We start from the raw sequence: 26,615 nt of genomic DNA on the forward strand, positions 1-26,615 counted from the left end.
CCTTTTCCTTTCTACCGGCACGGCTGTAGTTAAATTGCTACAGTCAATCATTTCAAATACAGGCAATGGTTGTAATAATCAATGATGCCTTTGCCTTTCATCAAGATGTCTGCCCCGATAATCCCGTGTACCGGTTTTGCGCCATGCTGTGTCAGCGCTTCATTGACATGGGACAGGTCAAAAATAATCAGGTCAAAATCATCACATTTCCACCGTACCAACTGCAACTGGTTGCCCAGCGACAGCTGCGTTGCCATTCCCGTGGCGCCGGCGCCGGCCGCTTTGGTTTTGGATTTTTTGGCTTTCAGTAAGAACAGCTCAATCGCCTCAAACCCTACACAACTGTTTGATGCGCCGGTATCCAGTATGAAGTTTCCGGCGATGCCGTTGATTTTCGCCTTGACGAGCAGGTGCTGCGTTTTGGTAATCCTGAAGTTGATTTTGCGGTATTTTTCCTTTTTCAGGATGTCGTGCAGGTCTTTCATAAAATAGGATAAGTCCCAAAAATAGCCAAAATCCAAGAACCTTTGCCTGCAAAAAACTAACTTTGCGTTTTTATTCCATCTATGATTATTACCGACACCCATGCCCACATTTACAGTGAAGAATTTGCCGAAGACCGCGACGCGATGATGCAACGCGCATTGGAGTCGGGTGTCCAGCGGATTTTCGTTCCGTCAATCGATTCTTCTTACACCGAAAAAATGTATGCGATGGAAGCGCTTTATCCCAATAACGTTTTCCTGATGATGGGGCTGCATCCCACGTATGTGAAAGAAAATTACGAACAGGAATTGCAGCATGTCGAAACCGAGCTGGCCAAACGCCGCTTTGCTGCCGTCGGCGAAATCGGGATCGACCTCTACTGGGACAAATCCACGCTGGAACTGCAGCAAATCGCCTTCCGAAGACAAATCCAACTGGCAAAACAATACCAGCTTCCAATCAATATCCATTGTCGCGAGGCTTTTGACGAAATTTTCGAGATCCTTGAAGCGGAAAAATCGGCGGACCTTTGGGGCATTTTCCATTGCTTTGCCGGAAATTACGAACAGGCGCTGCACGCTGTCTCCCTGAACATGAAATTGGGCATCGGCGGTGTTGCCACGTTCAAAAACGGGAAAATAGACCAGTTTTTAGGTCAGGTCGACATCCAGGATATCGTTTTGGAAACCGATGCCCCGTACCTTGCTCCCGTGCCCTTCCGCGGCAAGCGAAATGAAAGCAGTTATATTGTCAATGTGGTTGCGAAATTGTCGGAAATCTACGGGCTTCCGGCGTCAGAAATCGCACGTATCACTACGGAAAATTCCAAAGCGGTTTTCGGGATTTAATAAAAAGAAAACAAGCATGTCAATAAATTTTCGTTCTTTTGTTATGCCAATAAAATCCGAACATGCAGAAGTTTGACGCCATTCGCCCTTTTTATGATGCCGAGGTAAACGAGGCCATCCGGAAAGTCGCAAACCATCCGATGATGAAAGCGCTGATGAATTTTACTTTTCCGGATATGGACGACGATGTCTGGAAAGAACAGCTCAAGCGCACTTATTCCATACGTGATTTTCAATGCAATTTCATCTACCAGTCGCTGCAACAGGTGCTTCGCAAAAGTTCCGACGGACTGACGACATCCGGGTTTGACAAACTCGAACCCAACACGTCTTACCTTTTCATCTCAAACCACCGCGACATCATCCTCGACACCTCGCTGATCAATGCATCGCTGTTCGACCACGGTTTGGTCATGACCGCATCGGCTATCGGTGATAACCTCGTAAAAAAATCGTTTTTACACGCGTTGTCCAGGCTCAACAGGAATTTCCTCGTGCAACGCGGACTTCCACCGCGCGAGTTGCTGCAAAGTTCCAAGTTGATGGCCGAATACATAGCGCAGTTGTTGCTTCGCGAAAACCGTTCGGTATGGATTGCGCAGCGTGAAGGGCGTACCAAGGACGGCAATGATGCGACCCACCAGGGGGTGTTAAAGATGCTGGCGATGGGATCTGACGAGGCCAACCTGATGGATTATTTTAAGAAAGTAAGACTGGTTCCGATTTCGATTTCCTATGAGTATGATCCGACTGATGCGCTAAAAATGCCGCAACTCATGGCCGAAGCGAACAACGAAATTTACATCAAGGAAAAAAACGAGGATTTTATGACACTGCTCAGTGGGATCATGGGTCAGAAAAAACGCATCCACATTCATGTGGGCGATATCATGAATCATGAAATCGAGGCGATTAAGCAGGAATTCGACAACTCCAATAAGCAGATTCAGGCGTTGGCGCAGGCGATTGATGATTCAATTTTATCGACTTACCGCCTGTGGCCCACCAATTATATTGCTTACGACCTGCTCAACAACACCGACGCTTACAAATCGCACTACACTGAAAACGAAAAAATGCTTTTTGAACGCCGACTGGAAATGCGCATCGACGAAAATGACCCGATGCAGGTACAAAGTTTCCTTGCGATGTACGCCAATCCCGTGGTCAATAAACTGAAATACCAAGATGTCGTCTAAACCCGGAATCCTTTTAATCTATACGGGTGGAACCATCGGCATGATGAAGGATTTCGATACCGGTGCCCTCAAGGCATTCAATTTCAGTAAACTGCAGCAGAAAATCCCCGAACTCAAGCAACTCGATTGCCATATAGAAACCGTTTCCTTCGAGCATCCGATTGATTCGTCGAATATGAATCCTGACCGATGGATACAGATCGCGACGATTATTGAAGCGCATTATGACCGTTTTGACGGATTTGTGGTACTCCACGGGTCGGATACGATGTCTTACTCGGCTTCAGCTCTGAGCTTTATGCTGGAGCACCTGGCAAAACCGGTTATTTTTACAGGATCCCAATTGCCGATCGGCGACCTCCGCACCGACGCAAAGGAAAACCTGATCACCGCCATCCAGATTGCTTCACTCCAACACAAGAACAAGCCCGTAATCCGGGAAGTTTGCCTTTACTTCGAATACAAGTTGTACCGCGGCAACCGCACAACCAAAATCAATGCTGAGCATTTCAATGCTTTCTCCTCGCCCAATTATGCGCCGTTGGCGGAATCGGGTGTACACCTTAAATTCAATCCCGACCTGTTTTTGCCGAGAACGGCCGCTAAAAAATTATTGGTCCATAAAAACCTCGACAACCATGTTGCCATTGTAAAAATGTTTCCTGGAATCAGCGAACCGGTGCTTTCAGCTATGCTTCAAATTCCGGGGCTGCAGGGCATCATACTCGAAACCTATGGCGCAGGCAATGCCACTACTGAAGATTGGTTTATCCTTTTGCTAAAAAGAGCCATCAAAAATGGCCTTCACGTGGTGAATGTCACACAATGCTCCGGAGGCAGCGTGAGTATGGGGCATTATGAAACGAGTACTTCACTCAAAAAAATCGGCGTGATTTCCGGCAAGGACATTACCACCGAAGCCGCAATTACAAAACTCATGTACCTGTTGGGACAGCATGTCGCGCCGGAGGTTTTCAAGACCATTTTCGAAACCCCATTGCGCGGCGAAATCGAATAATTTTTTTTACCGTAAATTTCGCAGACTGGTTTTTTTTTAGGTTATTTGCAGCCTTAAACTTAGAGAGGTGTCCGAGTGGTTGAAGGAGCAAGCCTGGAAAGTTTGTATGTGGGCAACTGCATCGTGGGTTCGAATCCCATCCTCTCTGCAAGTAAAAGGCGCTTCCGATAACGAGGCGCCTTTTTTGCTGGCGTTGGCTTTCAAAGACCCATGTATGCGTTGGTGATGATGATCATTCCATTTTGTATACCAATGTGTTTTAATCTCAAACACGTTATCATACAACTTTCAAACTTTTACCTATAAAGCCGAAATCCGAAAATTATCTTTTACCTTTACGCCTGTGAAACTTGCAAGCATCATATTCTCACTTCTGTTCATCGCCTTGTCATGCCTCCCCTGCGCAGACGGCGCTGATGATTGCGCTGCTTCACCGGTTACGGAAAAGAAATCATCCCATCCCGATGGTAAATCCGCCGATACCTGCTCACCATTTTGCATTTGCAACTGTTGCAGCGTCCAGGTAATCAACCCGGCGACGACCATTACGTTTGAACTACCCGTCCCCGCAGAGCTCATTTCGCGCGAGGAACCTTTTTACAAATCCCACTTTATTTCCAGCTTCTCCGGAAGCATCTGGCAGCCACCGCAGCTGGTATAATGATGCCCGGTTAACCCGGGTGGATATGCCGTGTCTTAACACGAAAATCAGGATGAATTCCTGTAATATTCATTTCATTATACTTTCTAAAACATGTTAGATAAAATTATTGCTTTCAGCATCAGGAACAAGCCTGTCATCGCCATGCTGACTGTTGCACTTGTAGCCGCAGGGGTGTGGAGTGCCGCACGCCTTCCTATTGATGTCATTCCCGACATCAGCAACAACCAGGTCCAGGTCATCACACTTTCACCGTCACTTGGCGCGCAGGAAGTCGAACAGTTCATCACCGCACCAATCGAACTGGCCACGGGAAACATTCCCGATATGACTGAAAAACGTTCTATTTCGCGTTCCGGACTCTCCGTCATCACGCTCGTATTTAAGGACAAAACCGATATATACTGGGCACGGCAGCAGGTTCTGGCCCAACTTAAAGAAGTGGAATCGCAAATCCCGAAAGGCTTGGGAAAACCCGTACTCGCCCCAATCACGACGGGACTTGGGGAAATTTACCATTATGTCATCCATGCCGAACCGGGTTATGAGGACCAGTTCTCAGCAACTGACCTGCGGACCATCCAGGATTGGATCGTAAAACGTGAATTGGCAGGTGTCGAGGGCCTCGCCGAAGTCAGTGGCTGGGGCGGATTTGTAAAACAATATGAAATCGCTTTGGACAATGAGAGACTCAATGCAATGGACGTTACTATTGCCGAAATCTATCAGGCGCTCGAAAAAAATAATGAAAATACGGGTGGCTCATATATCGAACAGCAAAGCAGCGCTTATTTCATCCGTGGACTCGGCCAGGTAAAGACATTGGATGACATTGAGCGCATCGTCATCAAAAATACCAATGGCAATCCGGTTTTAGTCCGCGATGTGGCCACCGTTCAATTCGGGAATTCCACGCGCTATGGCGCCGTCACACGCAATGGAGAAGGTGAAGTCGTTGCCGGGATGACGCTGATGCTCAAAGGCGAAAACTTCAACGAAGTGAGTAAAAATGTCAGGGAAAGGATGGCTCAGATACAAAAGACACTGCCCGAAGGTGTGGTCATCGAGCCCTTTATCGACCGGTCAGAACTGGTCGGGCGCGCCATCGGTACAGTTGAGAAGAACCTCCTGGAGGGCGGGTTGATCGTGATATTTATTTTGGTATTGCTGCTCGGAAATCTCCGTGCGGGGCTCGTGGTGGCCTCTGTCATTCCGCTGGCGATGCTGTTTGCGCTGTGCCTCATGCGGCTTTTCGGCGTATCGGGCAACCTGATGAGCCTCGGCGCGATTGACTTCGGACTTATAGTCGATGGCGCTGTCATTATCGTGGAGGCGATCGTCCACCGTATATCGGTAAATCAAAAACTGCAACCGGGCGCGCAAGCCCTTACACAGCCGCAAATGGATGCCGAAGTATACGGTGCCGCAACGAAAATCCGCAACAGCGCCGCTTTCGGGGAGATCATCATCATGATTGTATACCTGCCAATCCTGTTCCTTGCAGGGATTGAAGGTAAAATGTTTATTCCCATGGCCCAGACCGTCGCATTTGCGATTTTAGGTGCGTTTATCTTATCGCTGACGTATATCCCGATGATGTCGGCGCTGTTCCTCAGCAAAAAGGCTAAACAGCACCGCAACATTTCCGACAGGATAATCGCAGCACTTCAGCGTATTTATAGTCCGGTGCTGCACTTTACCTTGCGGTTCAAGAGAACGTTTGTTGCTGCATTTGCGATCCTCTTTGCCCTCAGCATCTGGATTTTCAGCAGCATAGGCGGCGAATTCATCCCGACACTCGAAGAAGGCGACCTTACCGTGGAAATTTCCGGCATGCAGGGTACGTCGCTTACGCAGACGGTGGAAACATTTACCAAGGCAGAGAAAATACTCAGGATGAACTTCCCGGAAATCCGTCAGGTTGTCACACGCATCGGCAGCGCAGAAATCCCGACCGACCCGATGCCGATCGAACGCGGCGACATGATGTTGCAGATGATTCCGAAAGAAGATTGGAAAAATGCAGCGACGCGCGAGGAAATGCAGGAAAAAATTGAAAAGGCATTGTCAGTTATCCCCGGAATCAATGTGGAAGTGACCCAGCCGATGCAGATGCGATTCAACGAACTCATGACCGGAATCCGCCAGGATGTCGCGGTGAAAATTTACGGCGACGACCTTGACGAACTCGCCAGGCAGGCAAATGTCGTCGGGGGGATTATTGCACCGGTAAAGGGTGTAACCGAACCCACAATTGAAAAAGCAACCGGACTCCCACAAATCGTCATTGAATACAACCGCGATAAAATGGCACAATACGGTGTAAGCATTTCCGACGTCAATATGATCCTGAGTACCGCGTTTGCAGGAAATGTCGCGGGTGTGGTTTTCGAAGGCGAAAAGCGCTTTGCCATGGTCGTGCGTCTGAAACGGGAACTCCGGGAAGACCTGCAAAACATAGAACACCTATACATCCCGCTTCCATCAGGCAGCAAAGTGCCGCTGAACCAAATCGCCGATATCAAAGTAGTCGAGGCACCTGCTCAGGTATCGAGGGAAAATGGAAAACGACGTGTTTACGTTGGCTTCAACGTGCGCGGGCGCGACGTGGAAAGCGTTGTAGAGGAAATTCAGGAGAATCTCGCCAAGGTAAAACTGCCACCGGGTTACACCATAACCTATGGCGGACAATTCGAAAACCTGAAAGCGGCGAACGCACGGCTGATGGTTTCCGTACCGCTTGCGCTTGGGTTGATTTTGGTTCTATTGTATTTTACATTCCATTCGGTGAAACAGGCGCTGCTGATCTTTACCGCCATCCCATTGTCAGCGATTGGCGGAATACTGGCGTTATGGGCCCGCGACATGCCATTCAGCATTTCGGCCGGCGTTGGTTTTATTGCGCTGTTTGGTGTGGCGGTGCTTAACGGCATCGTGCTGATTGGCGAATTCAATGCATTGGAAAAAGAGGGCCTCACCGATATTTATGAACGTGTTAAAGTGGGCACTAAAAACAGGCTGCGGCCGGTAATCATGACCGCATCGGTGGCGGCACTCGGCTTTTTCCCGATGGCATTTTCGACAAGTGCCGGCGCGGAGGTTCAGAAACCGCTGGCCTCGGTGGTGATAGGCGGACTCCTCTCAGCGACATTGCTGACGTTGCTGGTGCTTCCGGCCCTGTACATCCTTTTTTCGGGCACTGCTAAAATTCAGGTTCGTAAAACGGCTTCAACCATAATGCTGCTGCTTTTGCCCGTGCTTTCCTTTGCGCAGCCATCACCTTCAAAGTCTTTGACTGTAGAGGAGGCAGTGACAATGGCCCTGGGCAAAAACCCACAGCTCAAGTCGGCTTCACTGGAGGTAGAGCAACAAAAAGCGCTCACAAAAACTGCATTTGACTTTCCCAGGACCAACCTCACGCTGATGCATGGCCAATACAACAGCAGCCATCAGGACAACAATTTCGGCATCACGCAGGATTTCAGTTTTCCCACAGTTTACGGCAGGCAGGCAAAAGTACAACAGCAGCAGGTCATCCTGAGCGAAAAAGCGTTGGCATCAACCCGTGAGGAATTGATACGCAATGTGAAATCAGCATACTATCAACTTGTATCAGGTAAAGAAAAACTAAAGTTGCTTCAGACGCAGGATAGCATTTACTCAAGATTTGCTGATGTGGCGCAGGTCAAGTACAAAACCGGCGAAACCTCGAATCTGGAAAAATTGTCAGCCATCAGCAAATACGAAGAAGTGCGCCTGCTGAAGCGCCAGGCCGAGGCGGACATCATAATCTATCAGAATACGCTTCAGAAACTGCTTGGAAATGATCAGGAAATCCTTGTTGCCGATTCAAAATTGCAGCGGTTGCCACTAATCGTAGCGAATGATTCCGCTGCAATCAGGAAAAACCCGATGCTGGCGTACTACAGCCAAAAAATTTCGCTGGCGACATCGCAATTAAGCCTTGAGAAGAATAAGTTCCTGCCGGACCTGTCGATCGGGTATTTCAACCAGTCGCTCGACGGGATTTCGGGATTTCAGGGTGTTCAGGTAGGGATTGGCATCCCCATATTTTTCTCCGCGCAGCAAGCCAGGGTGCAATCGGCAAAAATCAAACAGGACATCGCCAGGAATGATGCACTGGAATTTGAAAATAGCCTAAGGGCCTTTTTCAACCAACAATTACAGGAAAATAAAAAATACTCGGAGCTGTTGGATTATTACGAAACGACAGGGTTGAACCAGGCACAACAGATTTTGAGGATTACGCAGTTTTCGTATAAAAAAGGCGAAATCGGTTATGTTGAATACATCCAGAACCTCACGCAGGCGCTCGCAATCAGGTCTGGTTATCTTGACGCGCTGAACCAATACAACCAAACCGTTATTAATATTAACTTTTTAACAGGAGGCAACTGATGCCCAACACGATATGAAAAATACAACAATTAAGATTTTGACCATCATGCTTGCCGGGTTGACCGCGGTAGCCTGCAATGGCAGGAAAGAACCCGACACCACGCCGGCAGCGCCCGTGAAAACAGACCATGCGCCTACTTTTGTAACGCTTACCAAAGAGCAGTTCAACGCGGTCGACATTGCTTTCGGCAAAATCGGCCAGCAGAATCTTTCGACCACCGTCAGGGCCAGCGGACACCTTGAGGTGCCTCCGCAGAACAAGGCGCAGGTGTCGTCCTATGTGGGCGCCGTGGTCAGATCGATTGCGGTGCTGCAGGGAAGCAAGGTAAGTAAAGGGCAAACGTTGGCTGTTCTTGAGCATCCTGACTTCATCAAACTGCAGCAGGAATACCTGAATGAAAAAAACAGCCTCGCCTTCCTTGAAAAAGAATACGAAAGGCAAAAAGAACTCGCGGCCAATGACGCGGGAACCGGAAAAATGTACCAACGTGCCGAATCCGAATACCTTGCCGGAAAGTCGCGCCTCAATGCGCTGTCGGGCCAGTTGCGTGTCCTCTCAGTGAACATGGCGCAACTGAACCGCGGCAGGATCACATCTTCGATCACCCTGAAGTCGCCGATTTCAGGCTATGTCGGCAAGATAAGCGCCAATACCGGGGGTTATGCCGAACCGAACATGCCATTGTTTGAAATTCTCGACAACAGCCGGATCCACTGTGATTTATTGGTGTACGAAAAAGATATTTTCAAGGTGAAAATAGGTCAAAAAATCCACTTCACGCTCACCAATATGCCCGACCATCAGGGCGAACATGAAGGCAAGGCCATTGAAGGCGAAATTTTCGGAATCGATAAAACATTTGAAGACGGCTCCAAAGCAATTGCGGTGCATGCAAGGATCAAGAACGAAAACCACCAGCTGATTCCGGGGATGTATGTCAATGCACTGATCGATGTCGGGCAGAAAATGACTACAGTAGTCCCGTCAGATGCAGTGTTCACCAGCGATGGCAGGCAGTGGGTTTTTATCCGAAATAAAACGACCGGCTGCAAAACACACCGCGAATGTGCGGCACATGAGTCGTGCGCGCCATCCGAATATTGCAAAGAACACCCGCAATGCGAGGCGCATGAACAGTGTGGGAATGAGCGCTGTCAAATACATACCGATTGTGAAGCGCATGAAAATTGTAACATTGAACGCAATCCTGACAACTACTACTTTACGATGCACGAGGTCAGGAAGGGCGTGAGCGATCTTGGCTTTACGGAAGTGTCGTTCGTAGACCCTGTTCCTACCGACGCAACTGTGGTTTCCAAGGGCGCATTTTACCTCTTGTCAAAAAGCAGGACCGGAGGCGAGATGGAAGCCCATTAACCTGCCAGTCAAAAAAAACGCCGTAAGCTATTTACGGCGTTTTCTTTTTAAGCTATCGCATTAGTTCAGCAATTCCTGTAATCCGAAAGCGCTGACGAAATTTTTATAGCCTTCAGACACATGGGCGTTGGCGTCCCTGGCAAATTGGCCGGTAGCCACATCAACAACCGTGCGTAACGGGCGTTGTCCCTGTGGCGTGTTGACGAGGTTCAGTACGGCATCGGCAACCTCCTGCGGATTGGGCTGCAGGTTCTCAAATAATTGTCCGATGCCTGCCCCGATTTGATCGGGTAGCGCAGACAAGTTTCCATAATCGGCCGCGATGCTGCTGTCAGACCCATAAGTGGATTTACCAAAAATATCCGTTGGAAAGGCCCCCGGCTGCACAATGGCTACGTCGACGCCCAAAGGCCGCACCTCATAATGCAGGCCTTCGCTAAGGCCTTCTACCGCAAACTTCGCCGCGTTGTAAAATGTCATGAAAGGCGCTGAAAACCTTCCGAGGACACTTGATGTATTGATGATCAGTCCCTGTTTTTGTGCACGCATTTGCGGCAAAACGGCCTTAATAGTGCGCCAGGTTGCATTGAAATGCACGTCAAACAGCGCATCGATGTCTTTCTGGGTAAAGGTTTCGGCGATGCCGCCCATGAAATTTCCGGCGTTGTTGACCAAAACGTCTAACTGTCCCTCGGTAGCGAGGATGTGCGAAACGGCATTGTTCACCGAGACTTCACTGCCCAGATCTACTTCTATAACGTGCACATTGTTGAGCTTTGCGAGCGATTCCGCTTTTTCCCTGTTCTTTCCGGCAGTGTCGCGCATCGTGGCATACACGGTAAATCCGGCCTGAGAGAGCGTGTGTGTGTGCAGCCAGCCGAAGCCGCTGTTGGTGCCGGTAATCAAGATTACTTTTTTCATTTGTAGGATCAATTAAAAAATGGTTATTAGTATTTCCAAAAGTGCCTAAATAATTTTAAGTTTATAAAAGTTTTTTAGTTACTTTTGGGTACTGCAAATTTGCGCAGAAAAAAATTCACCCACAAGAAGGCACCTTCAGGAAACACAGTTACCAAATGGAAACAATCAGCGTCCCGTCTGCAAAAGACACCCAAAAAAAATTAAAAGAAATTTTAAATACGCCTCGCGACTGCACTACGTCGTTGTGTCCTGTTAAGGATGTACTGCACAAAGTAGGCGACAAATGGTCGGTTTTCGTCATGATGGCGCTCGGCGCCGAAAAGACTCTGCGGTTCAATGAACTCAAAAACACGATCGATGGGATTTCCCAGAAAATGCTCACCGTTACCGTGCGCGACCTGGAATCCTTCGGTTTGATTGACCGCAAAATATATCCGCAGATCCCGCCGAAAGTAGAGTACACCCTGACGGCAAAAGGCGAGGAATTCTTACAGCATCTCGTTGTGCTGCTCGATTGGGCCTGCAGGTACAGCAAAAACGAGCAGGCCGCATCCAACTGATGGTTACAGCTAGAAACCAAAAAGCCCACAATCGTGGGCTTCATTGCAGAATGGAAGTCCAATCTAAAATCGGTGCGGACTTACCATATCCTTATATATTATTACGGGCGAGGTTTAGGGTTTGAGAAAATGGCCGCGATGCGGGTGGCCATGCTGTTATAGTACGGCAATTGATCTTTTCGGCACAAACTTTTGATGTCCTGGAAATGTTTGTAGTGGATGTGTTCAATCTCGACCTGCACTTTGCCGATTTCGGCCATCAGCGAATCATTGCGTCGCCAGTCGGTTTCAGTACCAGCTAAGGATTCATAAAGCCGATTTTTCACTGCCATGATCTTAGCATCGGCGTTGCGGACGTGGCTGCGGTGCCAGTCAATCAATTTCTCGTATTCGGTGATCTGGGCCTTATCGAAATGCAGTTCATGGATGACCGTATTTTTCTTATCGTCAGGCCTTTTCCCGCGGTGTTCCCGGCGCTCCATTAATGTGGTGGCGATCAGCAGCAGGTTCAGCGCGACTAGCGTGATACAGAAAACCGTCAGTACTTTTACTTTTTTCATGGTTGCGCGTATAAGTCGTTATGCGGCATCAGGTCTATCGAGCCAACGGCGCCTGCATTTGACGGCACGGCTGCCGAATACAATGTGAGGGCACACAATACCGCCAGCGATGCACACGCCCAGGCGGCTGCCTTTGGCGAAATGTACTCCGGAACACGATGTATCCGCGCATTGATTTTGTCCCTAAGGAAAAAAGGCGGATTCACCTCCCGGATGTTGTCGAGCGGTTTGAGCAGGTCATCCATAGCCATGTTATTTGTCGGGTTAGACGTCTTTAATTTCATTTTCATTCGTTGGTATTGATTTTTTTAAGCAGATTTTCCTTGGCCCTGTGCAGTAACGATTCGACAGCTTTTTCAGAAATGCCCATAATCGCCGCCATCTCCTTTTGTGATTTCTGCTCAATCTTGCTGAGGAGCAGCGCGGTTTTCTGGTTAGGCGGCAGCATATCGATTTTGGAGAACAAGGCGGCCACCGCTTCCTTCTGTTCCAATTCGACGCCGGGATGGTTAAAATGGGCAGGATCATGGCGTAATGCCTGGCTGTCTTCATAAAACAGCGACGTGAGGAAGCCGAATCGCTTTTTCCTTTTCCGGGCCTTGACGAAGTCGATGCAGCAATTCACGCAGATGCGGTAAATCCAGGTCGACAGTTGAGACTGATGGTTGAAATCATGCACCTTAAGGTGGACTTTGACAAATACATCCTGTGTCACTTCCTCAGCATCTTCGAGGCTTTGGAGGTAATTCAGGCAGAAGTTGTACACCCTGCGATGGTGCGCATTATAGATGTCGTTGAAGTCCAAAGGTCCGGTTTATCTCTGCCGAAGATAAAGATATTTCGCCGATTTCCATTTCGGGAAAGCAGCCGCAATGACAATAATGTCACTGCCCCGGATGGAAGCGGCATCCTTTCTTTCCGCTTCTTTAGCGGAAGAAAGATATAGCGGACAGCCGGATACAGGCCCATAAAATCAATAAATTTTTAGTAATTTAGGGCACTAAATAAAACGCATGCGCTTTTTAAAAATCCTTTGCCTGTTTGTCGCCACGACCGCTTTTTCGCAGGAAAAACCGCCCGTGACCGTTCAGGATACTACTTTTTTCACCAGGGTCGACTCGCTTTACAGGGAAGACCAGTTTTATTTTTCGGTGACTTACAATCTCTTGCAGCACAAGCCACCGGGCGTCGCACTGAATGGATTTTCTACCGGCATCGGGTTGGGATTCCTGCGCGACATGCCCGTCAACAGGAAACGCACGCGTGCCATTGCTGCCGGACTGGGCATTTCCTATAACAAATACCACAACAACCTGCAGGTAACTGAGGCTGGCGGCGGTTACAATTATGCGATTCTGGAGGACGTGAGCTATTCGAAAAATAAGTTAGAGCAGTTGTTCCTCGACCTCCCGATTGAACTCCGCTGGAGGAACTCGACTCCCGAGAGCCATAAGTTCTACAGGGTTTATCTGGGTTTTAAGCTGCGTTACCTGCTGTTGAACAAGACGAAGTTTGTGGGCGACGAAACGATTGTGGTCCTTAAGAACAAGGACTTCAACAGTTTCCAGATCGGGCCATACCTCGCCACGGGTTTTAATACGTGGAATTTCCATGTGTACTACGGACTGACACCCCTTTTTAAATCGGCGCAACTGAACGGCAAGTCGATTGACATGCGCACGCTCAACTTCGGGCTGATGTTTTACATCCTATAACCAGAAATACAGCAAGCCTGACTGCGGCACGATCCCGATGAGGCTTCCGAGGACCAACTCCTGCATGGTGTGTGCATTCATGCGGAGCCTTGAGGTGGCAACAAAACCGTTGCACAGTACCAAAACCAGAATCGGAAGTATCATCCTGACCTGAAAATGCAGGCTGATGGCCATCATAAAAACGGTTAGCGCGGTGATCCCGATCATGTGCAGGCTGACCTTGTAGCCCGCAAAAACCATCAGCAGCGCGAGCAGCGTACTGATGAGGCTTCCGAAAAAGAAAAAATACAACTCGACGCAACTTTCGACCGTAATGCTTTTCCGGATCAGGATAAACAACAGGATGGCATGAATCATCAGCGGCAGTTTGCGCTGGGCCTTGTCGGCGAGCATGATCGAATCAACTTTGCCCAGCGACAGCAACAGGTAGTAAAACGTGACCGGGATGAAGATCGTGATGATGACAATCTGGATGATCATCAGGTAAATTTCGCTGTAATGGAATGATTTGCCTTCAAACAGGAAAAAGCCCAACACCGCATACACCGAGATGAACAGCGGGTGGAAAACATAGGAAAACAGGTTGAATAGCTTTCCCATTTTAAATTTTCCTGCGCATCCGGGCTACGGGTATATCGAGTTGCTCACGGTATTTTGCGATGGTGCGGCGCGCGATGGGGTAGCCCTTCCCTTTCAGTATGTCTGCGAGCTGGTCATCGTTCAACGGCTTGTCCTTGTCTTCCTCGTCGATGATCTCGCGCAGGATTTTCCGGATTTCAATTGTCGAAACCTCTTCGCCCTGGTCATTGGTAAGTCCCTCAGAAAAGAAATCCTTAATGAGTTTGGTACCATACGGCGTTTCCACATATTTGCTGTTGGCTACGCGCGATATCGTCGAGATGTCCAACCCGACCATATCGGCAATATCCTTTAAAATCATTGGTTTGAGCGCCGATTCATCGCCTTCGAGGAAATACTCCTTCTGGTAATGCATAATCGCATTCATCGTCACCAGTAAGGTTTCCTGGCGCTGGCGGATCGCATCGATAAACCATTTGGCGGAATCGAGCTTGTGCTTGATGAACTGAACCGCATCGCGCTGTGCGGCGGATTTATCGCGGGACTCTTTGTAAGTCTGCATCATTTCCTGGTAATCTTTCGAAACATGCAGCGACGGGGCATTTCGTCCGTTCAGGGTCAGCTGGAGTTCGCCGTCGACAATCCGTATCGTAAAGTCCGGGACAATATTTTCAGTGACACGGCTCGCATAAGAACCGCCGGGCTTCGGATTGAGTTTCTCGATAAGGTGGATCGCATTTTTAAGCTCGGCAGCGGACACCCCGAATTTCTGCATCAGCTTGTCATAATATTTATGGCTGAAGGCATCGAATTGCTGCTCGAGTATCTCTGTAGCCAAAGCCACTTCCTGTGTTGGGGTTTTCTGCCGGAGTTGCAGCAAGAGGCATTCCTGCAGATCGCGCGCGCCTACGCCGGCCGGTTCGAGCTGGTGGATCACGTGGAGTATCCGTTCAACGGTTTTCTCATCGGTGTAAATGCCCTGGGTAAACGCCATATCATCAACCATATCAGGGATGCTGCGGCGGATGTAGCCGGTGTCATCGATGCTCCCGACGAGGAATTCCGCGATTTCGCGCTCATCCTCCTCCAAAATAAAAGTATTGAGTTGGTTGATCAGATCCTGGTGGAAGCTTATTGGCTCAGCCAGCGGTGATTCTCTTTCCTCGTCGTCATCGCTGTAGTTGTTGGCCTGTGTCTTGTAATCCGGCGTATCGTCGTTGAGGTATTCGTCGATGTTGATGTCCTCTTCGGCATGATCGGTTTCGCTGTCATCAAAATCCTCATATTCTTCCGCTTCATATTCATCAGCGGGAAGCTCCGGTTCTTCCTTGCCCGCTTCGAGCGCGGGGTTGTCATTGAGTTCCTCCAGCAACCGTTGCTCGAATGCCTGTGTGGGCAGTTGGATGAGTTTCATCACCTGTATCTGCTGCGGTGATAATTTCTGGGAGAGTTTAAGATTTAGGAACTGCTTGAGCATGGGTGAAAATTCTTATCCCCAAAATTACAAAAAACAAATTCCAAATCCCAAGACTTCGTGGCCTCAGGATTTGGAATTTTTATGGTGGGATTTCTTTTAGAATTCGGCGTTCTGCGGTGTCCTCGGAAAAGGGATCACGTCCCGGATATTCGTCATCCCGGTGACAAACAGTACCAGCCTTTCAAATCCTAATCCGAATCCTGAATGCACGGCGCTGCCGAATCGGCGGGTATCGAGGTACCACCACAATTCCTCCTCGTCAATGCCGAGCTTGCGCATTTTCTCTACCAACACATCGTAACGCTCTTCCCTTTGCGAACCACCGACGATCTCGCCGATGCCCGGGAAAAGGATGTCCATCGCGCGTACGGTTTTCCCGTCTTCATTCAAACGCATGTAAAATGCCTTGATGTTTGCCGGATAATCGTACAGGATTACAGGGGATTTGAAGTGCTTTTCCACTAAAAAGCGCTCGTGCTCGCTTTGTAAATCGGCACCCCATTCGGTAATCAGGTATTGGAATTTTTTCTTTTTATTGGGTGTCGAATCCTTCAGGATATCGATGGCTTCAGTGTACGATACCCGTTTGAAACTGTGGTTCAGCACGAAATCGAGCTTTTCGAGCAATGCCATCTCGCTACGTTCTGCCTGGGGTTTTGATTTCTCTTCTTCGAGCAATCGGGTTTCAAGAAACTTCAAATCGTCCTTACAGTGATCGACCGCATATTTTACCACATACTGGATAAAATCCTCTGCGAGGTCCATGTTATCGTTCAGGTCATTGAAGGCGACTTCGGGCTCAATCATCCAGAATTCGGCGAGGTGGCGCGACGTATTCGAGTTTTCAGCCCTGAATGTCGGCCCGAAAGTATAAATCTGTCCCAACGCCATCGCGAAAGTCTCGCCTTCCAGCTGCCCTGACACGGTCAGGTTCGTATGTTTTCCAAAGAAATCTTCTTTATAGTTGATGTTTCCGTCTTCCGTTTTCGGCAGATGATCCAATGGCAGCGAAGTCACCTGGAACATCTCGCCCGCGCCTTCCGCATCAGCACCGGTAATAATCGGCGTGTTCACATACACGAAACCCTTGTCCTGGAAATATTTGTGGACCGCGTAAGACAATACGGAACGCACGCGCATGATCGCGCCAAAAGCATTCGTACGCACGCGCAAATGGGCGTTCTCACGCAGGAACTCGAGCGAGTGCTTCTTCGGTTGCATCGGAAACTTCTCGGCGTCAGAATCCCCAAGGATTTCAAACGAACGCGCCTGGATCTCAAATTTCTGTCCGGCGCCCTGGCTTTCCACCAAATCCCCGATTACCGAAACGGCCGCGCCCGTCGTAATGCGCTTGAGTTCGGCTTCCGGCGAGTTTTCAAAATCGACCACACACTGGATATTATGGATCGTCGAGCCGTCATTGAGCGCAATAAACTGGTTATTGCGGAAGGTCCGCACCCATCCTTTGGCGTTAATGTCTTTCATCGGCTGTGTCGCCGCAAGCAAATCCTTGATCTTGGTGTGTTTCATTTTTCGTTTATTTTTAATCCGAATCGCAAATATAATTTTTTATTTTTTTCAGCAGCCAATCCCGCTGTCCGCTATATCTTTTGCTTTTTAAAGGAAAAAGCAAAAGGATGCCGCTTCCATCGGGGCTGGGGTTGAGTCGCAAAATTTAATCCGGTTCCTTTTTGGCACGTTTCTTCTCGAACGTCAGCACCAACGCCGGAAGTACCAGCAAATTGGCAAACATGGCAAACAACAACGTCACCGAAATCAATGCACCCAATGCAATCGTACCGCTGAAACTCGACACGGTGAAAATCGCAAACCCAAAAATCAGTACGATGGATGTGTAAAAAGTACTGATGCCCGTCTCGCGTATCGCGCTGAAAATCGATTTCTTGACACGGCCGTTATTCTGTATCAGATCGTGCCGGTATTTTGCCATAAACTGGATGGCGTTGTCTACTGAAATCCCGAATGCTATACTGAAAACCAATATTGTCGAGGGCTTCAGCGGAATACCGAAATAACCCATCAATCCGGACGTGATGCATAACGGCAGGATATTTGTGATCACCGATGCCATGACCATTTTTACCGAACGGAACAAATACGCCATCAAAAGTGCAATGGTCAGTATTGCAAAAATCAGCGACTCAATCAGGTTATCGACGAGGTAAGCCGTGCCTTTCTGGAATACGAGCGCCTTGCCCGTGAGCGTCACTTCAAAATTGTCTTTCGGGAAGACCTCGCTTACTTTGGCACGCAGCTTCTTTTCAATCAGCGCCATCTTATCGGTACCGATATCCTTCATAAACGTCGTGATGCGGATGTAGTGTGCCGTAGAATCGACGTAGCTTTTCATCAGGTTGTCGCCTTTTCCCTTTCCCTTCATCATGCTCCTGGCATAGGTCAGTACAAATGCCTGCTCGTTCCGGTTGGGCAACTGGTAATACTCCGGATTGCCGTTGTAATAGGCCTGGTTAAGGTATTTGGCGAAATTCACCACCGAAACCGGCTTCGACAATTCAGGGATGCCCGCAATCGTTTGCTGCAATTCCTCTACTTTTTCGAGCGTCTTCGGATTGATTGCCTTGCCTTTTTTCTGGTGTATCATGATTTCAAGTGGCATGACACCGTTAAATTCCTTCTCAAAAAACAGGATGTCTTTAAAGAATGAAGCTGATTTCGGCATCTCCCCGATCAAACTGCCCGACACCTTCATTTGCGCCACACCGATGACGCTAAAAACCAGCAGCAGCCCGTAGAGGCTGTAAATGACCGCACGCTTTGTCCTCACGACGTGTTCCACCCAATCCAGCAACGATGAGATGTAATTCTTACTGAGATGGTACAAATGCTTTTCTTTGGGTACCGACATGAAACTGTACATAATCGGCACGACCATTAACGTCAGCAGATAAACCGAAATCACATTGATCGAGGTGACCAATCCGAATTCGAACAGCAAATCGTTGCCCGTAATCATAAACGTCGCAAACCCGATTGCGGTGGTCATGTTTGTCATCAGCGTCGACACGCCTATTTTGGAGATCACGCGCTGTAATGCCTTCGCCTGGTTGTGGTGAATCTTGATTTCCTGCTGGTATTTGTTGATCAGGAAAATGCAGTTCGTGATGCCGATGACTATAATCAGCGGCGGTACGATGGCGGTCAGAATGGTGATTTTGTAATGGAACAGGCCGATGGTCCCGAAAGACCAGATCACACCGAAGAGCAAAATGAATATCGAGATCAGCGTGGCGCGGAACGACCTGAAAAAGAAGAAAAATATCAGTGAAACCGTCAATAGCGCTGCGCCAATGAACAGCCCGATCTCCCCTTTCATGTTCTCGGCATTGATTGTCCTGATGTAAGGCATTCCGGACACGCGCAGGTCGATGGCAGCCGCTTTTTCGAACTTTTCAATTTCAGGAAGCAGGTCTTCCATGATGAAGGTCTTCCTTTCCGCTGTGTTGACGATATTTTTCTTCAGGTACACCACCGAACGGATGCTGCCCGACTGCTTGTTGAACAGCAACCCTTCATAAAAAGGGAGCCTGTTAAACAATTCGTCCCTGATGCCCGCGAGGTATGCGGGATCTTTGGTACGGCTTTGGTCAATCAACGGTACCATATCAAATTTTTGGGCGATGGTGTCTTTCTGCAGTTTTTTCAGGTCGTTTAGCGAAATGACCAATTCGACATCAGCATTCTTTTTAAGGTTGCCCATAAGGTCGTTCCAGGCAGCATAGGCTTTGGGTGTGAAAAATGCGTTGTCTTTCACGCCAATCACGACGAGATTCCCTTCTTCGCCAAACCGGTCAAGGAAGTCGGAATACTGCCGGTTTACGATATGCTTTTGCGGAAGCAGGTTCGCCTCCGTATAGGTCATCGCAAGGTTTTTACACTGCCAGCCCAGAAAGAGGGTAATCGCAACGATAATGCCGAGGATGGCGTTCCTGTTCTTTAAAATAACTCGGGCGACAGCTTCCCAGAATCCCGGATTAATGCGCTTCTTCATAGCCTTAAAAAATGGTTGCAAAGGTACATAAAACCAATATAATCTGTGGCGAAATTCTAAAAAATAGCACGGTATGGCAGACCGGTTTTAAATTTACATTAAATGCCCGAAAACCGATATAATTTATATATTTGGTTTCGCATATTTGCAAGGTATCTTACCTAATCAAACCAACCTTTTAGGATGAAAAATTTTAGGAATTCGCTTTTTTACATCTTAACCGTTTCCGGATTTTCAGCGCTGATTTACTGGATCATTAATGAAGGCAAACACCTCGAGCAGGGCCGTAACGTCATCGCCAAAGCCGGGAAAGGGCAATGGGATGAGTTCCTCGATGCCATGACGCACAACCTCAATGAGTCGCTTGCCATCCTGCTGTTGCAGATCCTGTCGATTATTCTGGTTGCGCGAGTGTTCGGATGGTTTTTCCGAAAAATCGGGCAGCAGTCCGTGGTCGGCGAAATGGTTGCAGGCATTGTGCTCGGGCCTTCGCTGCTCGGATTGTATTTCCCAGAATTCTCTAACACCCTTTTCCCGACAGAATCGCTGGGCAACCTGAAGCTTTTCAGCCAGCTCGGCCTGATTTTCTTCATGTTCGTCATCGGGATGGAACTCGATCTCAAGGCGTTGCGCAACAAAGCCAACGATGCGGTCGTCATTAGCCATGCCAGCATCATTTTCCCTTTTGCACTCGGCACCGGGCTGGGTTATTTCATCTACACGCAGTTTGCGCCTGTAGGCGTCGATTTCCTTTCGTTTGCCTTGTTTATCGGCATTTCGATGAGCATCACCGCGTTTCCGGTATTGGCACGCATTGTGCAGGAACGCGGCATCCATAAGACCAGGCTGGGCACCATCGTGATTACCTGCGCTGCCGCAGATGATATCACCGCCTGGTGTATCCTGGCTACCGTTATTGCAATCGTAAAGGCGGGTTCGTTCGTGAGTTCGCTCTACGTGATCGGGATGGCCATAGCGTATGTCTTCCTGATGCTCAACGTGGTGCGGCCCTTCCTTGCAAGAGTCGGTGAACTCAAGAATTCGCGCCAAAGCCTGAGTAAATCTGTTGTGGCAATCTTCCTGCTGACATTGATCATTTCCGCTTACACCACCGAAATCATAGGTATCCACGCATTGTTCGGCGCGTTTATGGCCGGCGCCATTATGCCGGATAACGCGAAGTTCCGGAGTATCATTATTGACAAGGTTGAGGATTTGTCTGTCATCGTGCTGCTGCCTTTATTTTTCGTATTTACCGGGTTGCGGACCAAAATCGGGCTCATCGACACGCCCGAAATGTGGGAAATCACCGGATTGGTCATTGTCGTCGCAGTCGCCGGCAAGTTCCTCGGCAGCGCGATTGCCGCCAAAGTCGTCGGGCAGAACTGGCGCGACAGCCTTACCATCGGGGCACTGATGAATACGCGGGGGTTGATGGAACTGATTGTGCTCAATATCGGAAAGGATCTCGGCGTGCTCGACGACCGCATTTTTGCCATCCTGGTCATTATGGCTTTGGTCACCACCTTCATGACCGGGCCGGCGTTAGACCTGATCAATTTCATTTTCAAGACCAAAGACGAGATCATCCCAGAAGAAGTCAAATCGGAATCCAAATTCAAAATATTGATTTCCTTCGGAAACACCGAAAGAGGGAAAGCACTGCTGAGGCTCGCCAACAGTTTCGTGAAAAACGACGAGGACGATTCGATTGTGACGGCGATGCATCTGACATTGAGCAACGAACTGCACACCTTTAACCTCGCGGATCAGGAAAAGAAGAGTTTCTCGCCGATTATCCACGAATCAGAAGCGCTTGGTCAAAAAATACTGACGCTGTTCAAGGCATCCAATGACATCGACAACGACATTGTGGAAATCGCGAACCAGGGCGAATACGACCTGTTGCTCGTTGGGCTCGGCCATTCGATTTTTGAAGGGACGCTGCTCGGGAAAGTCCTTGGCTATACGACCCGCATCATCAATCCGGACCGGCTCCTTGACAAATTTACGGGGAAAGAAGGATTGTTCGAAAACTCGCCTTTCGACGAAAGGACGCGCCAGATTATTGCCAAAAGCAAAATGCCTGTCGGAATCCTGGTCGATAAGAATCTTGAAAAATTGCAGAATGCCTTCATGCCGATTTTCACCGCCGAAGACGCATTCCTCTTTGACTACGCACAAAAACTCATCGTGAACAATGATGCGCGGATTACGCTGATGGATCCGAACCACGCGATACGCGACAATAAAGCATTGTACGGTAGGATTGATGAGATAGAAAAAGGCAAGCCCGATTACATCTCGATGCAGGAAGACCGCGTGATGAAAAAGGATTTCCTTGAAAAGATGGACATCATGATCATCAGCCTTGAAAGCTGGAAAAAACTCGTGAATTCGCAGAGCACTTGGCTCAGCAACATCCCTTCCGTATTAATTATCAAGCCTTAATTTCTGTCAATGGCATGGATTTTACTCATCATCGGCGGCCTTTTTGAAGTGGGTTTTGCGACCTGCCTCGGCAAAGCGAAAGAAACCCAGGGCATCGCTTCCTCGCTGTGGCTCGGCGGATTTTTTGCTTGCCTTTCCGTTTCGATGCTGCTTTTATATAAGGCGTCGCAATCACTGCCTATCGGGACGGCATACGCGGTCTGGACTGGAATCGGCGCGGTGGGTACGGTATTGGTCGGGATTTTCCTGTTTAAGGAACCGGCGGATTTCTGGCAGGTATTCTTCATTACCACACTGATTGCTTCCATCATCGGACTGAAAATGGTCTCTTCGCACTAGATTCCGAAATCGAGTATAAAGCTGAGTTTTACAGAAATGTTGTCCTCAAAACGAGGCAATTGGTTTGGTCCATAGCGGTAAAATCCGGACAACCCGAAGCCTTTAAAAATCTGGTTGAGCTCGATACCGGATTCGAAGTAGCCTTTATCAAGCGTCTTATACGCAATCCCGATATGCTGTTCGGGACGTTCCATATCACCCCAGCCCATCCGTGAGACCAGCACCAGTGACGGCCGCACTTTCCTGAGCAAAGTCACGCGGTTGAAGCCGTGCTTAAGCTGCAGCATCACATAGCGGCTTGAGAAAAATTCGTTGAAGTACATGGTCTCGAAGCTGTTCTTCCCGGCCAGCGTCAACCGCTGCAGCACTTTATCCTTGGTCAGGCTGTTCGGCGACGTATTGTATAAATGTGTCAGCGGAACATCTCCGAAGGCATACCCTGCTTCGAGGAATACGGCCGTCTTTTGGCCATTGAGGTATTTTTTCTGGTATTCGGTACGGAAATCGACTTTCCCGAAATCAAAATCATTATCCAAAATCCCGGGAAGCGATTTGGTAAACTGAAACGTAAATTTCGGGTAACGTTTTTCAATTTCGATCTTGCCTGTCGGCGTCTGCATAAAATCAGAAAAAGGATTCCATTGCAGCGACACCATGGCGGTAGTCATATTAAATCGGGTGTAATTCTTCCCGTCTACCTGGTATATGTAGCTGAATTTCGGCTCGATCACGCTGCGGGACAACTGCCAGATGCTTTCAGTCTTGGGAATGATTCTCGTCTCGATATACCCGCGCCAGCTCTGGTAAGCATAAAATGTACTCAGGTTGATCGGTCGCGGGTCATACAGCTTGAATACGCGTTTGTCAATGGCAAACGAGGTACTCGCGATTTCACGCACATCGTCCGTGTATGCACCGCCAATCCACGAATTGGAAAACTTCCCTATCCTTGCCGCTGCGCCGATATTGTATTTGAAATTCCCGTCTTTGGTACCATACGCCGTATAACCTTCCATGCGGTATTTTTCAGAAAAACGGTCGTTAGTCACGCCGCCGAAGCCCAACCGGAATCCTTCATAGTTGTTGAAACTGAGCAGGTAACGCAGGTCGATGTCGATAGCGCCTACGGGAACATACCCGTTAATGAGCCGACGGCCGATGCGCAATTTCGTTTCGACTTTTTCCTTTTTAACGATACTATCCAAAGCAATGTACGTCTGCCGGCTGCGCGAATCGAGGCTGTCTTTACGGAATTGCCTCCAGAAATCCTCGGTGCGATGCACGGCGTCGTCCTTGACGTGCATGGTCACTGACGACCGGCTGATGGTGACCCGCTGGTTGTATTGGCGGTCAAAATACCAGGATTTTGATTGCAGGTAAGTAAAGTCGGATGATTGCTTCTTGCGCTTCTTGTCCGTTCCATCGGCATCGAACTGGAAAGTTTCACCCAGAATTTTAATATCTTCATCATTCCTGCCCTTCACAATCTTGAATTCCTTGTTTGTCGGGAACCAGATTTTTTCATCAGGAAGGTATTCAAACTCATGCGTTGCCGTGACATCCAACACCGTCTTGAGGCGCATCACAGCCTTTGCAACAGCGTAATTTTCACAATCTATATACAGCAGTCCCTGCAAACCCGTTTTGCGGTATTTGCGTTTCGGAAAGAAATACACGAGATATGTTTGCCGGCCGCCAACGGCCACCGTATCGAGCAGGTGGTAGTAGTAATCGGAAAATGCGTCGCGGGCGATGGGGCTGTTGTACTTGGTTTCAAACAGCTCATACTTATTATCATACACTGAAAACGACTGCAGGTTGAACGCCACCACCTCATAGACCGGCTTGTCAAAACCCGACATGCGGATGCCGCGAACGGTTTCCTTGAGCCGGCGCCCGGAGAACTGGAAGTCAGACACCTTCTCCATCTGAAACAGGTGCTGCGAACTGATGAGCTTCTTGAACCGGAACGAGGAAGAATCCGGTTTTGCGATTTGAGAGCCGTCACTTTTCCTGATGAAAACAGAGTCAATGGCACCGTCGATAGAATCCGGATTGGCGGTCACAATCAACTTGTTGTATGACTTAAACTGAAAAGTCCTGAGCTTCTGCTGGGGATTGTTGGCGCTTTTCGAAGCGATGGCCTTCCGGATGATCCCGATGGCAGGATCCTGACCCTGGTGCAATGTGACCGGGTCCAGGCTTTTCAGTGCGGAGGATAGCTGCACCGCAACAAACTTTTCGCCCCGGAGCGTAATTTCTTTTTTTTGATACCCGACATAAGACACAGAGATTTTATTAATCCTTGTCTTTGCGGATATCGTAAATTTGCCGTCCACATCGGTGATGCGGTTTTCATTTTTGCCCTCGCTGATGGTAGCGAAAGCAAGCGGGCGTCCGGTATCGGCATCCTTAACCACACCACTTACGGCATGCTGTGCAAACGCATAGGCTGAAAAAAATAATAAAATCCAGGTGGTGGCCCTCATCGCTGTGCAAAATTGCTGCAAGGTACGAAGGAGCGAAATAAAAAAATCCGCCCAGCGTGTAAACGGAGCGGATTTTATCAATTTTTTATGATTTAGACTTTCATGATCTCGGCTTCCTTGATCGCGAGATGTTCCTCTACTTTCTTAATGTAGGCATTGGTCAGGTTCTGGACTTCCTCTTCGGCGCTTTTGCAGACATCTTCCGAAGTACCTTCCTTTTCAAGCCTTTTAATGTCGGTATTGGCATCCTTTCTCGCATTCCTGATCCCGATTTTGGCATCTTCGGCTTCGGCCTTGGCCTGCTTTACCAGATCGCGGCGGCGTTCCTCGGTCAAAGGCGGCACGCTGATGATGATCACATCACCGTTATTCATCGGATTGAAACCGATGTTGGCAATCATGATGGCCTTTTCGATAGGGTGCAGCATGTTCTTTTCCCAGGGCTGGACCGTGATGGTCCTCGCATCAGGGACGTTAATGTTAGCTACCTGTGAAAGCGGTGTGGCTGAACCATAGTAGTCTACAAAAACACCGCCCAGCATAGCCGGACTGGCCTTACCTGCACGGATGTTCAGGAATTCCTTTTCAAGGTGCGCGATCGAACCCGACATGGATTCTTCTGCACTGTCTAGTATAAAATCAATTTCTTCGTTCATTTTTGAGATTGTTAGATTATTGGATTGTCAGGCAACTTATTTCCGTATCGGCCGGAAATCTGAAAGCCCAAGCTGTCTAAACGGTCTATACATTCACTTCCGTCCCGATGTTTTCTCCCGCGCAGATTTTGAGCAGGTTGCCTTTCTTATTCATATCGAAAACAACAATCGGCAACTGGTTTTCCTGGCTTAGCGTAAACGCCGTGGTGTCCATGACATTAAGGCCTTTTTTCAGTACATCGTCAAACGAGATGTAGTCGAATTTTACCGCATCCGGGTTTTTCTCAGGATCGGCGGTATAAATACCATCAACGCGCGTACCTTTCAGGATCACGTCGGCATGGATTTCAACCCCACGCAGCACAGCCGCAGTATCCGTCGTAAAATAAGGATTTCCGGTGCCTGCCCCAAAAATAACGATACGTCCTTTCTCAAGATGGCGTACAGCCCGTCTTTTGATGTAGGGTTCCGCAATCGCTTCAATTTTTAGCGCAGTCTGTAAACGCGTCAACATGCCTTTATCTTCGAGGGCTCCCTGCAATGCCATGCCGTTGATCACAGTGGCAAGCATGCCCATATAATCGCCCTGAACCCGATCCATGCCGTTGCTGGCTCCTGCGACACCCCTGAAGATGTTTCCACCGCCAATCACGATGGCAATCTGCACACCCTGGTCGTGGATTGTCTTGATGTCGTCGGCGTATTCTGCCAATCTTGCCGGATCGATGCCGTACTGCCGCTCTCCCATCAGGGCCTCACCGCTTAATTTCAGGAGGATTCTTTTGAATTTCATAGTGTTTTGTTGAGTTGTGCAAATATAATTATTTAA

At 48.7% G+C, this 26,615-nt stretch carries 22 protein-coding genes and 1 tRNA gene; 11 read left to right on the forward strand and 12 right to left on the reverse strand.

The annotated features are described in order from the left end of the window. Positions 1–47: 47 nt before the first annotated feature. A complete protein-coding gene (locus tag HYN48_RS02100; protein ID WP_108369560.1) occupies positions 48–485 on the reverse strand; it encodes a retropepsin-like aspartic protease in 438 nt (145 codons plus the stop codon). A gap of 81 nt (positions 486–566) precedes the next feature. Here HYN48_RS02100 and HYN48_RS02105 point away from each other — a divergent pair, with 81 nt between their 5' ends. The 7 genes from HYN48_RS02105 to HYN48_RS02135 all read left to right on the forward strand — a co-directional run bounded on the left by HYN48_RS02105 (position 567) and on the right by HYN48_RS02135 (position 10,009). After that, the gene (locus HYN48_RS02105; RefSeq protein WP_108369561.1) at positions 567–1,334 is read left to right on the forward strand and encodes a TatD family hydrolase; all 768 of its coding nucleotides are present in this window, start codon (positions 567–569) and stop codon (positions 1,332–1,334) included. 62 nt (positions 1,335–1,396) lie between these two features. After that, entirely contained in the window at positions 1,397–2,533 is a 1,137-nt protein-coding gene (locus HYN48_RS02110; protein ID WP_108369562.1) for a 1-acyl-sn-glycerol-3-phosphate acyltransferase, read from the forward strand. Further along, positions 2,523–3,551, forward strand: coding sequence for an asparaginase (locus tag HYN48_RS02115; protein ID WP_108369563.1), 1,029 nt, complete (start codon positions 2,523–2,525; stop codon positions 3,549–3,551). The genes HYN48_RS02110 and HYN48_RS02115 overlap by 11 nt, the downstream gene beginning before the upstream one ends. A 61-nt stretch (positions 3,552–3,612) precedes the next feature. Continuing rightward, positions 3,613–3,699, forward strand: a tRNA-Ser gene (locus HYN48_RS02120). A 195-nt stretch (positions 3,700–3,894) separates the two neighbouring features. After that, positions 3,895–4,212, forward strand: coding sequence for a DUF6660 family protein (locus HYN48_RS15385; protein WP_342747871.1), 318 nt, complete (start codon positions 3,895–3,897; stop codon positions 4,210–4,212). Between the two features lie 93 nt (positions 4,213–4,305). Continuing rightward, positions 4,306–8,631: a CusA/CzcA family heavy metal efflux RND transporter gene (locus HYN48_RS02130; RefSeq protein WP_108369564.1), complete on the forward strand. Its 4,326-nt coding sequence runs from the start codon at positions 4,306–4,308 to the stop codon at positions 8,629–8,631. Positions 8,632–8,644: 13 nt separating this feature from the next. Then, positions 8,645–10,009 carry an efflux RND transporter periplasmic adaptor subunit gene (locus HYN48_RS02135; protein WP_108369565.1) on the forward strand — a complete coding sequence of 455 codons (1,365 nt, stop codon included), beginning with the start codon at positions 8,645–8,647 and terminating at the stop codon, positions 10,007–10,009. 60 nt (positions 10,010–10,069) lie between these two features. Here HYN48_RS02135 and HYN48_RS02140 read toward each other — a convergent pair whose 3' ends face one another. Next, entirely contained in the window at positions 10,070–10,930 is an 861-nt protein-coding gene (locus tag HYN48_RS02140; RefSeq protein WP_108369566.1) for an SDR family NAD(P)-dependent oxidoreductase, read from the reverse strand. Between the two features lie 155 nt (positions 10,931–11,085). On the opposite strand from HYN48_RS02140, the gene HYN48_RS02145 reads away from it, so the two are divergent. Next, the gene (locus HYN48_RS02145; protein ID WP_108369567.1) at positions 11,086–11,490 is read left to right on the forward strand and encodes a winged helix-turn-helix transcriptional regulator; all 405 of its coding nucleotides are present in this window, start codon (positions 11,086–11,088) and stop codon (positions 11,488–11,490) included. A 101-nt stretch (positions 11,491–11,591) separates the two neighbouring features. Here HYN48_RS02145 and HYN48_RS02150 read toward each other — a convergent pair whose 3' ends face one another. The 3 genes from HYN48_RS02150 to HYN48_RS02160 are packed head-to-tail and all read right to left on the reverse strand — an operon-like array spanning position 11,592 to position 12,855. Then, a complete protein-coding gene (locus HYN48_RS02150) occupies positions 11,592–12,050 on the reverse strand; it encodes a hypothetical protein (RefSeq protein WP_108369568.1) in 459 nt (152 codons plus the stop codon). Then, a complete protein-coding gene (locus HYN48_RS02155; RefSeq protein WP_108369569.1) occupies positions 12,047–12,340 on the reverse strand; it encodes a hypothetical protein in 294 nt (97 codons plus the stop codon). Before HYN48_RS02155 ends, HYN48_RS02150 begins: the two co-directional genes overlap by 4 nt. Next, positions 12,337–12,855 carry an RNA polymerase sigma factor gene (locus tag HYN48_RS02160; protein ID WP_108369570.1) on the reverse strand — a complete coding sequence of 173 codons (519 nt, stop codon included), beginning with the start codon at positions 12,853–12,855 and terminating at the stop codon, positions 12,337–12,339. The genes HYN48_RS02155 and HYN48_RS02160 overlap by 4 nt, the downstream gene beginning before the upstream one ends. A gap of 208 nt (positions 12,856–13,063) precedes the next feature. Here HYN48_RS02160 and HYN48_RS02165 point away from each other — a divergent pair, with 208 nt between their 5' ends. Further along, positions 13,064–13,765 (forward strand): porin family protein, encoded by a 702-nt coding sequence (locus HYN48_RS02165; RefSeq protein WP_108369571.1) that lies wholly within the window; start codon positions 13,064–13,066, stop codon positions 13,763–13,765. Here HYN48_RS02165 and HYN48_RS02170 read toward each other — a convergent pair. The 4 genes from HYN48_RS02170 to HYN48_RS02185 form a co-directional block, all read right to left on the reverse strand. After that, positions 13,760–14,365, reverse strand: a complete 606-nt coding sequence (locus HYN48_RS02170) for a hypothetical protein (RefSeq protein ID WP_108369572.1) — start codon at positions 14,363–14,365, stop codon at positions 13,760–13,762. The genes HYN48_RS02165 and HYN48_RS02170 overlap by 6 nt on opposite strands. Position 14,366: 1 nt before the next feature. After that, positions 14,367–15,821: an RNA polymerase factor sigma-54 gene (gene rpoN / locus HYN48_RS02175; RefSeq protein ID WP_108369573.1), complete on the reverse strand. Its 1,455-nt coding sequence runs from the start codon at positions 15,819–15,821 to the stop codon at positions 14,367–14,369. Positions 15,822–15,917: 96 nt separating this feature from the next. Continuing rightward, complete coding sequence (asnS, locus tag HYN48_RS02180) at positions 15,918–17,351, reverse strand: asparagine--tRNA ligase (RefSeq protein WP_108369574.1); 1,434 nt, start codon at positions 17,349–17,351, stop codon at positions 15,918–15,920. 145 nt (positions 17,352–17,496) lie between these two features. After that, positions 17,497–19,851 carry an efflux RND transporter permease subunit gene (locus HYN48_RS02185; protein ID WP_108369575.1) on the reverse strand — a complete coding sequence of 785 codons (2,355 nt, stop codon included), beginning with the start codon at positions 19,849–19,851 and terminating at the stop codon, positions 17,497–17,499. 183 nt (positions 19,852–20,034) lie between these two features. Between HYN48_RS02185 and HYN48_RS02190 the strand changes: the two genes are divergently transcribed. Further along, the gene (locus tag HYN48_RS02190; protein ID WP_108369576.1) at positions 20,035–22,302 is read left to right on the forward strand and encodes a cation:proton antiporter; all 2,268 of its coding nucleotides are present in this window, start codon (positions 20,035–20,037) and stop codon (positions 22,300–22,302) included. A gap of 9 nt (positions 22,303–22,311) precedes the next feature. Further along, positions 22,312–22,641 (forward strand): DMT family transporter, encoded by a 330-nt coding sequence (locus tag HYN48_RS02195; RefSeq protein WP_108369577.1) that lies wholly within the window; start codon positions 22,312–22,314, stop codon positions 22,639–22,641. Here HYN48_RS02195 and HYN48_RS02200 read toward each other — a convergent pair. The 3 genes from HYN48_RS02200 to pyrH all read right to left on the reverse strand — a co-directional run bounded on the left by HYN48_RS02200 (position 22,638) and on the right by pyrH (position 26,579). Next, a complete protein-coding gene (locus tag HYN48_RS02200) occupies positions 22,638–25,130 on the reverse strand; it encodes a DUF5686 family protein (protein WP_108369578.1) in 2,493 nt (830 codons plus the stop codon). The two genes, HYN48_RS02195 and HYN48_RS02200, sit on opposite strands and share 4 nt — an antisense overlap. A gap of 92 nt (positions 25,131–25,222) precedes the next feature. Beyond that, positions 25,223–25,786 (reverse strand): ribosome recycling factor, encoded by a 564-nt coding sequence (frr, locus tag HYN48_RS02205; RefSeq protein WP_108369579.1) that lies wholly within the window; start codon positions 25,784–25,786, stop codon positions 25,223–25,225. 85 nt (positions 25,787–25,871) lie between these two features. Further along, positions 25,872–26,579 carry a UMP kinase gene (gene pyrH / locus HYN48_RS02210; RefSeq protein ID WP_108369580.1) on the reverse strand — a complete coding sequence of 236 codons (708 nt, stop codon included), beginning with the start codon at positions 26,577–26,579 and terminating at the stop codon, positions 25,872–25,874. Positions 26,580–26,615 lie beyond the last annotated feature (36 nt).

The organism is Flavobacterium magnum (assembly GCF_003055625.1).
In the GTDB taxonomy this organism is placed as follows: domain Bacteria; phylum Bacteroidota; class Bacteroidia; order Flavobacteriales; family Flavobacteriaceae; genus Flavobacterium; species Flavobacterium magnum.